Genomic DNA, 9,400 nt, shown 5'->3' with positions numbered 1-9,400 from the left:
GAAGGACGAACTCCAAATGATAAATTTACTATTCAACACCGTTTGACATAGTTCCAATAAAAAAGGGACAGTTCCCGCAATAATCCTGCGGGTTCTGTCCCTTTTGCGGCCGTTAATCAGCCCATTGTTAAATTTTGTTGGACAACCGCCCAGCGCGGCGCATCAGCCCGATGCGCGTGAACTTCACCGCTTCGGTGATAATGAGCACGACCAGCCCGGCCAAGGTTGGAATCCCCCAACCGACCGCCAAACCAACTGGCGTCGTGTGGAATATCCCGTTCATGAACGGCAGGTAGATAATCGCGCACTGGAGCAGCAGCAGGATCCCAATAATCCAGAAGGCCATCTTGTTTTGGAAGAAGTACTTCGAGATAACTGGGTGACTGTTGCGCAGGTTGAACAGGTAGAAAATCTTCCCGAAAATCACAATCTGCAGGGCAACGGTTGAACCGACCACGTGACTCATTCCGTGGTTGAACAGCCAGTCGTAAATGGCCAGCCCGAGTCCGGCAATGAGCACCGCAACATACGCAACTTCAACCCCGTGCCACTTGGTCAGGATGCCTTCGTTAACGTTACGTGGGCCACGGGTCATAATCCCATCTTCTGGTGGCTCGAAAATGAACGCGAACTGAATGGTCAACGCCGAGACCATGTTGATCCAGAGCAGTTGGGTTGGGTACAACGGCAGTGGCTGCTGGAACGCAATACTCAAGACCACGACGAGCCCTTCAGCAAAACTGGTTGGGAGCAGGTAGCGAATCGTCTTACGAATGTTATCGAAGACGTGCCGGCCTTCACGCACGGCGGTCAAAATGGTCGTGAAGTTGTCATCGGCGAGCACCATGTCGGCCGCACCCTTCGCAACTTCAGTCCCCTTAATCCCCATGGCAATCCCGATATCGGCTTGCTTCAGTGCGGGCGCATCGTTAACCCCATCCCCGGTCATCCCGACAACGTGGCCCTGCGCCTGCTGGGCCCGCACAATCCGCAGTTTGTCTTCAGGCGTGGCCCGGGCAAACACGGTGTAACGGTCAATCTGGTCCTGAAGCTGTTCATCCGAGAGCTTTTCCAGTTCCGGACCGGTAATGGCTTCGATGGTTTCACCCATGTTGAGCTGCTTGGCAATGGCACTCGCAGTCCGGGGGTCATCACCGGTAATCATCTTAACGCGCACTCCGGCAACCCGCAGTTCAGAAATTGCGGCCGCAACTTCTGGGCGTGGCGGGTCAATAATGCCGACGAGTCCGGCCAATTTCAGGCCCGCACCAATTTCATCCTGATTGATTTCGTCGGTGTCTGGCGCCACTGGCTGCCAAGCGAGGGCAACCACACGCTTACCAGCATTCGCCAGCTTGGCCACCTGCTTTTCAACGTAGCCAGCGTCGATATTACCACCATGCTCGTTCGCCAGGCGCACCAGCGTTTGCGGTGCGCCCTTAACCATGAGCACGCGCTCGCCGTCAACGTTCGCCAGGCGTGCAGAGTACCGGAACTGTGAGTCAAACGGCAGGGAGTCAATCTCATCTGGATCTGGCTCAACACCCATCAGCTTGTGGTACAGCGTTGTGAGCGCCCCGTCCGTTGGTTCACCGGTAAGGACCCACTGACCGTCTTCTTCGTGGAATTCGGCGTCGGAGGTTTCACCGGCAATCGTGACCAACCACTTGAGCTTGTCGTTTTTGGCCCAGTCAACGTCCTTGCCCGTACTTGTTTTGACGTGGCCATCCGCAGCATAACCAACCCCATCAACCACGAAGTCCTGGCCATCGGCGATGATGTCGGTGACGGTCATTTCGTTCTTGGTCAAGGTCCCGGTCTTGTCACTATTAATGATGTCCACGGCGCCCAGCGTTTCCACTGCGGGCAGCGTCTTCACAATCGCGTTCTGCTTAGTCAGCTTCCGCGTCCCCATGGCGAGGACAACGGACGTGCTGGCAGGCAGACCTTCTGGCATGGAACCCACAACCATGGTGATAACCGCAATGGTTAAGGTCGACAGGCTGTAAACCTTGGTCATGAGCCCAACCACAAACAGCAACGCGGCAACCGCCACAATCGCAAGTGACAGCTGGAGGCCCAGCTTGTTCAGGTTGCGCACCAGCGGCGTTGGCTTGGGCTTGATGGTCTTCACACTGTTTTGAATGTGGCCAATTTCGGTGTTGGCCCCGGTGGCAACAACCACCCCCAGGCCAGAACCGGTCGTAACCGCAGTCGAAGCGAAGACCATGTTAGTGCGTTCGGCCAGCGGAATCTCGGCCTGGGTGAGCGGATCTTCGGTTTTTTCAACCGAAACGGCTTCCCCAGTGAGCACCGATTCCTGGACCGTCAGATTATCGGCTTCAATGAGCCGCATGTCGGCGGGCACCGCATCCCCCGCTTCAAGCTGCACGAGGTCCCCGGGCACAAGGTCGTGGGAGGACAGTTCGAGCTTGTCCCCGCCACGGTAGACGTAATTACTTGCGACAAGCAGCTCGGAAATCTTCGCGAGCGCGTTGTCGGCTGACTCCTCCTGGAAATAACCAATGAATGCGTTGGCAATAATTACCAGCGCAATAACCGCAGAGTCAGAGTAGTGGTGCATGAAGAACGTCAAAATCGCCGCAGCAGCCAGAATATAGTTGATACTATCGTTAAACTGCTTCAGAAAACGAATAATCTTTGACTGTTTTTTCGCCACTAATGCGTTGGGCCCGTATTGACGCAAACGGGCCTTAGCATCGTCTTCGTTCAGACCATCTTCAACGTTGGTCTTGAACTTAGCGGCGAGTTCATCACTACTCAGTTGCCATAACGGCGGCTTAGCGGGTTGTTGTTCCCCATCCGGTCTTCCGGATTTCGACTCAGAAGAGTCCATTTAATCACATTCCTTCTGTACATTTTATCGCTGGCTGAGCCGAATAACTTCAGCCTTCTACCAGTCGTAAGATTATTCTATCATATTGCTGCCATATTGTGCATCCAGTTGGCGCTTTGTTCATAAATTTTTTCACAATAACGAAAAATGCCGTAACCCCCTTGATACAGGGGTTACGGCACCACAAAGAAATGATCCCCAACGCGCTTTTCATAAAGCACGTCGTCATGGAGCTGACTCCACAAAGCTTAAGGACATTTTCCTCACTGTTTTTTAATTAAATGTACTGTAGCTCCTTGGCTGCACTGTACGCGTGGTCAATGGTCCCCCCGCCGAGGCACTCTGCCCCGTCGTAGAACACAACGGCCTGGCCGGGGGTGATTGCGCGAACGGGCTCGTCGAAGGTCACAACTGCCGTGTCACTACCAGTCATCTTCACGGTCACACCAGTATCTGGCTGCCGGTAACGGAACTTAGCGGTGACGTGGAACTCATCACCAGGCTTGGTCCCCGTCGCGAAGGAAATGCCGGAGCAATCGAGTGAACTAGCCATCAGGTCGGGGTTGTTAAAGCCCTGGCCGACGTACAGAATGTTCTTCTCGATGTCCTTGCCGGTCACAAACCATGGCTCGGAGTTCTCCGTGCTGCCGCCGATGCCAAGACCGGAGCGCTGACCAATCGTGTAGTACATAAGACCACTGTGTTCGCCCATCACCTGACCATCGCGCGTCATCATGACGCCCGGCTGTGCAGGCAGGAACTCGCTCAAGAAGTGCTTGAAGTTGCGCTCACCGATGAAGCAAATCCCGGTGGAGTCCTTCTTCTTGGCGGTTGCAAGGCCAGCAGCCTCGGCAATCGCGCGCACTTCCTTCTTCTGCAAGTGGCCAATCGGGAACATGGACTTCTTCAGCTGGTCCTGAGACAGCTGGCTGAGGAAGTACGTCTGATCTTTGCCCTTGTCGGCACCGCGCAACATGTGGGTCACCCCGTTAGCGTCGGTCTCCACCTGGGCGTAGTGGCCCATGGCGATGTAGTCAGCATCAAGCTGATCGGCGTAATCAAGGAAGGCCTTGAACTTGATCTCCTTGTTGCACATGACATCGGGGTTAGGCGTCCGCCCAGCCTTGTACTCGTCGAGGAAGTACGTGAACACGCGGTCCCAGTACTCCTTCTCGAAGTTAATTCCGTAATACGGGATCCCGATTTCGTCCGCTACCTTCGCAACGTCCTCATAATCTTCGGTTGCGGTACAAACGCCATCGTCGTTCGTATCGTCCCAGTTCTTCATGAACACACCGACCACGTCATAGCCTTGCTGCTTGAGGAGGAGCGCAGAAACAGAACTGTCCACCCCACCAGACATGCCGACTACCACGCGGATGTTGGAATTGTCCACAATTATCACCATCATTTCAATTGGATTCTAAAATCACCGATTTGAAGGTCGGAATTCCAGTAACTTCAAGTATACCAGTTTGTGCAAAATTTGCATACCATAAGTAAGTAAAAACGCCCACTTGTGTCCAAAGCAGACAACAAGGGGGCCGGACATGTTTGTCCGCCCCCCCTTGTTGCAGGTTGCATTAGTCAGTTTAGTTCTTCTTCTGCTTGGATTCGAGCCCTTCAGCGACTGCTGCAGGGAAGTTCGTCCGCACGATGTTGGCACAACGGCCGCAAAGCATTGGGAATGCGTCGTCGCTGCCGACATCGGACTTAATCATCCGGCAACGTTCGCAGACTTCGCCTTCCGCATGTTTAACCGTGATGGCCCCATCGGCGAAGGTAACCGCGTCAGCTGGTGCCTTGGTGCCGGCCGCTTCGAGCTTGAAGTCCGAAACAATTAGCAGCTGCATCACGTTCGCATCCAGCTTCGTGAGCAGATCAGCCAGTTCGGCGGTTGGGTAAACCGTAACGCTAGCTTCGAGTGATTTCCCGATGACCTTGGCGTTGCGGGCCTCTTCAAGGGCCTTCTGGACTTCACCACGGAAGCTCATGAACTTAGCCCAATCAGCACTGATTGCCGCAGCATCTGGCAGCGTCTGTACTTCTGGCATTTCTGACAGGTAAGCAAACTCTTCACTCTGGTGCAGGTATGGCCAGATTTCTTCCGCCGTGTGGGGCAGAATTGGCAGCAGCAACTTGGTGAGTGCAACCAGTACGTCGAACATCACGGTCTGCATCCGGCGGCGCTTGATGTCGTCTGCAGCTTCGATGTAAACCACGTCCTTGGCGAAGTCGAGGTAGAATGCGGACAGGTCGTTAACGAGGAAGCTGGTGATCAACTTGTTAACCTGCGCGAATTCGTAATCTTCGTAAGCGGCCCGGGACTGCTTAACGATGTCGTTCAGGCGTACCAGCATGTACTTGTCAACGGAACCTAAATCAGCGTACTGCACTGCATCCTTGGTTGGGTCGAAGTCAGTCGTGTTGGCAATCATGAACCGCATCGTGTTGCGAATCTTCCGGTAAGCGTCACTGGCCTGGGCGAAGTTGTCCATGGAAACGCGCACATCGGAGCTGGCATCAACTGTGGCTACCCACAAGCGGATGATCTCGGCACCGTACTGCTTTTCAACCACGTCGGGCGCAATCGTGTTGCCGAGTGACTTACTCATCTTCTGGCCGTTCGCATCCAGCGTGAAGCCCTGGGACAGAACGCCCTTGTATGGCGCGATGCCGGTTGTGGCAACACTGGTGATCAGGGAACTGTTGAACCAGCCACGGTACTGGTCGGAACCTTCAAGGTACAAAGCAGCAGGGAAGCTCAGTTCTGGGCGCTGGGCCAAGACTGCCTGGTGTGATGAACCAGAGTCGAACCAAACGTCCATGATGTCCGTTTCCTTGGTGAATTCACCGTGGGGGCTGTGTTCGTTGGTGTAGCCTTCTGGCAGCAGGTCCTTCGCGTCCTTTTCGAACCAGTAACTTGAACCGTACTTACCGAACAGGTCCGCAACGTGATCAATCGTGGCCTTTTCGAGGATTGGCGTGCCATCTTCAGCGTAGAAGATTGGCAGTGGCACACCCCAGGCGCGCTGACGGGAGATGACCCAGTCACCGCGGTCGCGAATCATGTTGTAGAGGCGCGTCTTCCCCCAAGCTGGCTTGAAATTGACCTTCTCGATTTGGTCCAGAATCTGCTGGCGGAATGCGTCAACGGAAGCGAACCACTGGGTCGTTGCCCGGAAGACAACGGGCTTTTTGGTCCGCCAGTCGTGGGGGTAACTGTGGGTGAAGAAGCTCAGCTTGAGCAGCGCACCCTTGTCGGTCAGGGCCTTGGTCACGAGCTTGTTGGCGTCATCGTAAAAGACGCCTTCAAAGCCCGGCGCATTCTCGTTCATGACCCCGTGTTCGTCCAGAACGGATTCAACGGGCAGGTTGTACTTCACGCCGGCCTTGTAGTCATCTTCACCATGACCAGGAGCGGTGTGCACCAAACCGGTACCAGCATCAAGCGTAACGTGGTCGGCGTTGATTACAAGGCTATCGCGGTCGTACAGTGGGTGCTTAGCCACCATGCGGTCCATGTCGGAACCCTTGAATTCCTTCTCCACAACTGGGTCAGACCAGTCGAGGTCAGCAGCGACCTTGCTCAGCATGTCGGCAGCAACAACGAACTTGTCCGCGCCCACCTTAACCTGCACGTAGTTGAACCGGGGGTTAACCGCAATCCCCTGGTTAGCAGGAATCGTCCACGGCGTCGTGGTCCAGATGATGAACCGTGCGTCCTGGTCCACAATCCCCTTACCGTCCTTCACGGGGAAGGCAACGTAGATTGATGGTGACTTAACGTCCTTGTATTCGATTTCGGCTTCGGCCAGCGTGGATTCGGACGACCATGACCAGTAAACTGGCTTGAGGCCGTGGTAGATGTAGCCCTTTTCGGCCATCTTCCCGAACACGCGGATTTCTTCAGCTTCGAATTCCTTCTGCAAGGTGATGTATGGGTGATCCCAGTCCCCGGAAACCCCGAGACGCTTGAAGTCAGTGCGCTGCTTGTCGATTTCCTTGAGTGCGAAATCACGGCACATTGCCCGGTATTCAACCATGCTCATTTCCTTACGGCGAACACCCTTCTTGGCCAATTGCTGTTCGATTGGCAGACCGTGGGTATCCCAACCAGGAACGTATGGTGAGTAGTAACCAGCCATGGAGTGGTAACGAACGATGATGTCCTTCGTGACCTTGTTCAGAGCGTGGCCCATGTGGATGTTCCCGTTCGCAAATGGCGGGCCATCATGCAAAATGAAGTCGGGCTTCCCTTCGTTCAACTTCTGGCGCTTTTCGTAAACCTTGTTGTCTTCCCAAGCTTTTTCCCATGCTGGTTCGCGGTTAGGCAAACCGGCACGCATTGGGAAGTCAGTCTTGGCAAGGTTGAGTGTTTCTTTGACCTTCACAATCTTTCCTTCTTTCGTAAAATTCGGTTCCGTAAATAATGTTGCAGCAACGGTGGTGCCGCTAATAAGTTAACGCAACTAAAAAAATCCCGCCCTAAAATAGGACGAGATTCTCGTGGTACCACCTAAAGTTCAGGAAACAAAGTGTTTCCCCTCTATGGCGTGCTAACGGACACCAACCGTCCGGCCCTATGTATCGAACCGGTGCTCAGAACTGATATCAAGCTGGCCGTACTCCCGAACTTGCACCGTGCTTCGGGTCGCTGATAGCCGGTCGCCATCTTGACGCGTGTTCCTCAATGGATTGTAGTATTAGTTATCCTTGGCAATTGGGCCGTCCGGGAAGACGATTTCTGTATATTCGTCGTCCTTGGCGGTGTCCGTCGCTGCATCGGGTGCTTCCGCTTCTGATGTAGCGGCGGAATCACCTTCTGCACCAGAGTTTACTGAATCTGCCCCATCCGTGTCAAGGTCTTTTTCAGTATCCGTAGAAGTTTCTGCATCCGCAGCATCAGTTTGAACCGGCTGGAATGGCTCGTGGTCAACCGCGGCACTCCATTCTGCGCCCTTCACTGTTTCCAGTTCGGCTTGCAGCAAGAGAACCAGGTGATCTCGGAACTGTTTGGCGTTCTGCCGCAAATCTTCGGTCTGCAAAGCAAGCTGACGGGACTGGTCGTCCGCCTTTGACAGCACATCGTCACTCTTGGCGTGGGCTTCACTCAGCATGCTCTCGGCGTCGTCTTGGGCCTGTTGCCGGACTTCAGTTGCTTCGGCCTCAGCCGCGGAACGGACGCGGTCAGCCGCTTCCTGCGCAACGATGATGGACTGGTTCATTGCGTCCTTCATCCCTTCGTAGTGGGCAACCTGGTCCTTGGCAGTCTTCAGTTCTGCCGCCATTGTTTCCTTTTCCTTCAGCACTGATTCGTAGTCCGCAATAATCTGGTCCAGGAAGTCATTCACCTGATCCTGATCGTAACCACGCATCTTGACGTTAAAAGTTTTATCGCGAATATCCATTGGCGTTAACATCGTCATTCCTCCAGCTCTGCTGCAGCCTAGCACAAGGTTGCAGCGTGTTTTTTACTTTGCGAGTACTCTAAGCGCAACTCGCCATCGTTGTTTGGTTGTAATTCCTAAGATATCGACCAGCTGCACCCGGCCGTGCCCACGGACGGAAATCATGTCGCCCGGCACCAGCTGGGCGTCAGCGCGACCTTCCGCAAGCCAGTTAACTTGAACCTGGCCACTGGCGATGAGTTCCTTCACCTGGCTCCGGGAGAGGTTAAACCCCGCCGCAACCACGGCGTCCACCCGTGTGGCGGCAACAACCGTGGTTAAATCACGCCACGGAACGTTGGGCCGCAACACATCTTTGCCGGATGCCACTTGCCAAGAAACCTTAGTCTTGCCGATATGGTCAACGTCGCTTTGGACAAACCCGACCAGCGTATCGGTCACTGCGAGCTGCCACCGGTCATCTTGGGTGATGATGTCGCCGAATGCCGACCGGTCGAGGCCGTGATGAATCATGCTGCCCAAGATGGTACTGTGGTGCAAGCTAGTGAACTTGGCCGGATAGACACACTCCAACACCGTCACCGCAAAATCGCTTGGTTCCGGGGTGAAGTAATCGGGGGCAAATAGTACGCGCTGCATCTCCGCTTGGGCAAAACCACCCGCGCCGTGCAACTCAACTCCTGCCTGCTCGGCGACCATGTCCGCCAGAACGCGCTGGCGCGGATTGAGGAAGCTGGTCAGCACCGGCCGGTATTCACCTGCCGCGCTGAGTGCCTGTTCCCGCAGGCGGTCAATGAGTGGCTGTTCCGCTGGGCGAATTCCGTGCAAGGCACCTGCTGCAACCATTAGTACATCAGCCCCACAAAAATCATCCCCACTGCTTTGCCCACAAGTTGGAGAATCACGAGCGCAACCACGGGGCTGAAGTCCAGTCCGGCAATTACGGGCATAATCCGGCGAATCGGGTCCACCAGTGGTGCGGAAATGCGGTCACAGAACTCGTAGACTGGGCGCAACGGCTCAATCGGAATCCATGAAAGCACGCACTGAACCAGGATTGCGGTTTGCTCAATCCAGATCAGGAACATGATGATGCGGTAGATAATATACACTCGGTTTTTGTCCTCCGTTA

The 9,400-nt window shown here is 54.7% G+C and carries 6 protein-coding genes and 1 other annotated feature; all 6 genes read right to left on the bottom strand.

The genetic code is table 11. From position 1 onward, the window contains the following. Positions 1-127: 127 nt before the first annotated feature. The 6 genes from FC18_RS01150 to FC18_RS01125 all read right to left on the bottom strand — a co-directional run bounded on the left by FC18_RS01150 (position 128) and on the right by FC18_RS01125 (position 9,380). Complete coding sequence (locus tag FC18_RS01150; RefSeq protein WP_056975327.1) at positions 128-2,857, bottom strand: HAD-IC family P-type ATPase; 2,730 nt, start codon at positions 2,855-2,857, stop codon at positions 128-130. A 277-nt stretch (positions 2,858-3,134) separates the two neighbouring features. Beyond that, on the bottom strand, positions 3,135-4,268 hold the full coding sequence (mnmA, locus tag FC18_RS01145; protein ID WP_056975326.1) for a tRNA 2-thiouridine(34) synthase MnmA: 1,134 nt from the start codon (positions 4,266-4,268) through the stop codon (positions 3,135-3,137). 181 nt (positions 4,269-4,449) lie between these two features. After that, a complete protein-coding gene (gene ileS / locus FC18_RS01140; RefSeq protein ID WP_056975325.1) occupies positions 4,450-7,251 on the bottom strand; it encodes an isoleucine--tRNA ligase in 2,802 nt (933 codons plus the stop codon). Positions 7,252-7,348: 97 nt separating this feature from the next. Beyond that, positions 7,349-7,560 (bottom strand) — a binding site (T-box leader). Between the two features lie 3 nt (positions 7,561-7,563). Continuing rightward, the gene (locus tag FC18_RS01135; protein WP_056975324.1) at positions 7,564-8,280 is read right to left on the bottom strand and encodes a DivIVA domain-containing protein; all 717 of its coding nucleotides are present in this window, start codon (positions 8,278-8,280) and stop codon (positions 7,564-7,566) included. Between the two features lie 51 nt (positions 8,281-8,331). Continuing rightward, positions 8,332-9,114, bottom strand: a complete 783-nt coding sequence (locus tag FC18_RS01130) for a YlmH family RNA-binding protein (protein ID WP_056975323.1) — start codon at positions 9,112-9,114, stop codon at positions 8,332-8,334. Continuing rightward, positions 9,114-9,380 carry a YggT family protein gene (locus tag FC18_RS01125; protein WP_054676367.1) on the bottom strand — a complete coding sequence of 89 codons (267 nt, stop codon included), beginning with the start codon at positions 9,378-9,380 and terminating at the stop codon, positions 9,114-9,116. The genes FC18_RS01130 and FC18_RS01125 overlap by 1 nt, the downstream gene beginning before the upstream one ends. Between the last annotated feature and the right edge of the window lie 20 nt (positions 9,381-9,400).

The sequence above is a fragment of the Lacticaseibacillus sharpeae JCM 1186 = DSM 20505 genome, from assembly GCF_001436225.1.
In the GTDB taxonomy this organism is placed as follows: Bacteria; Bacillota; Bacilli; order Lactobacillales; family Lactobacillaceae; genus Lacticaseibacillus; species Lacticaseibacillus sharpeae.
Note: the sequence above shows the minus strand (reverse complement) of the source record. Positions and strands in the feature narration are given on the sequence as shown.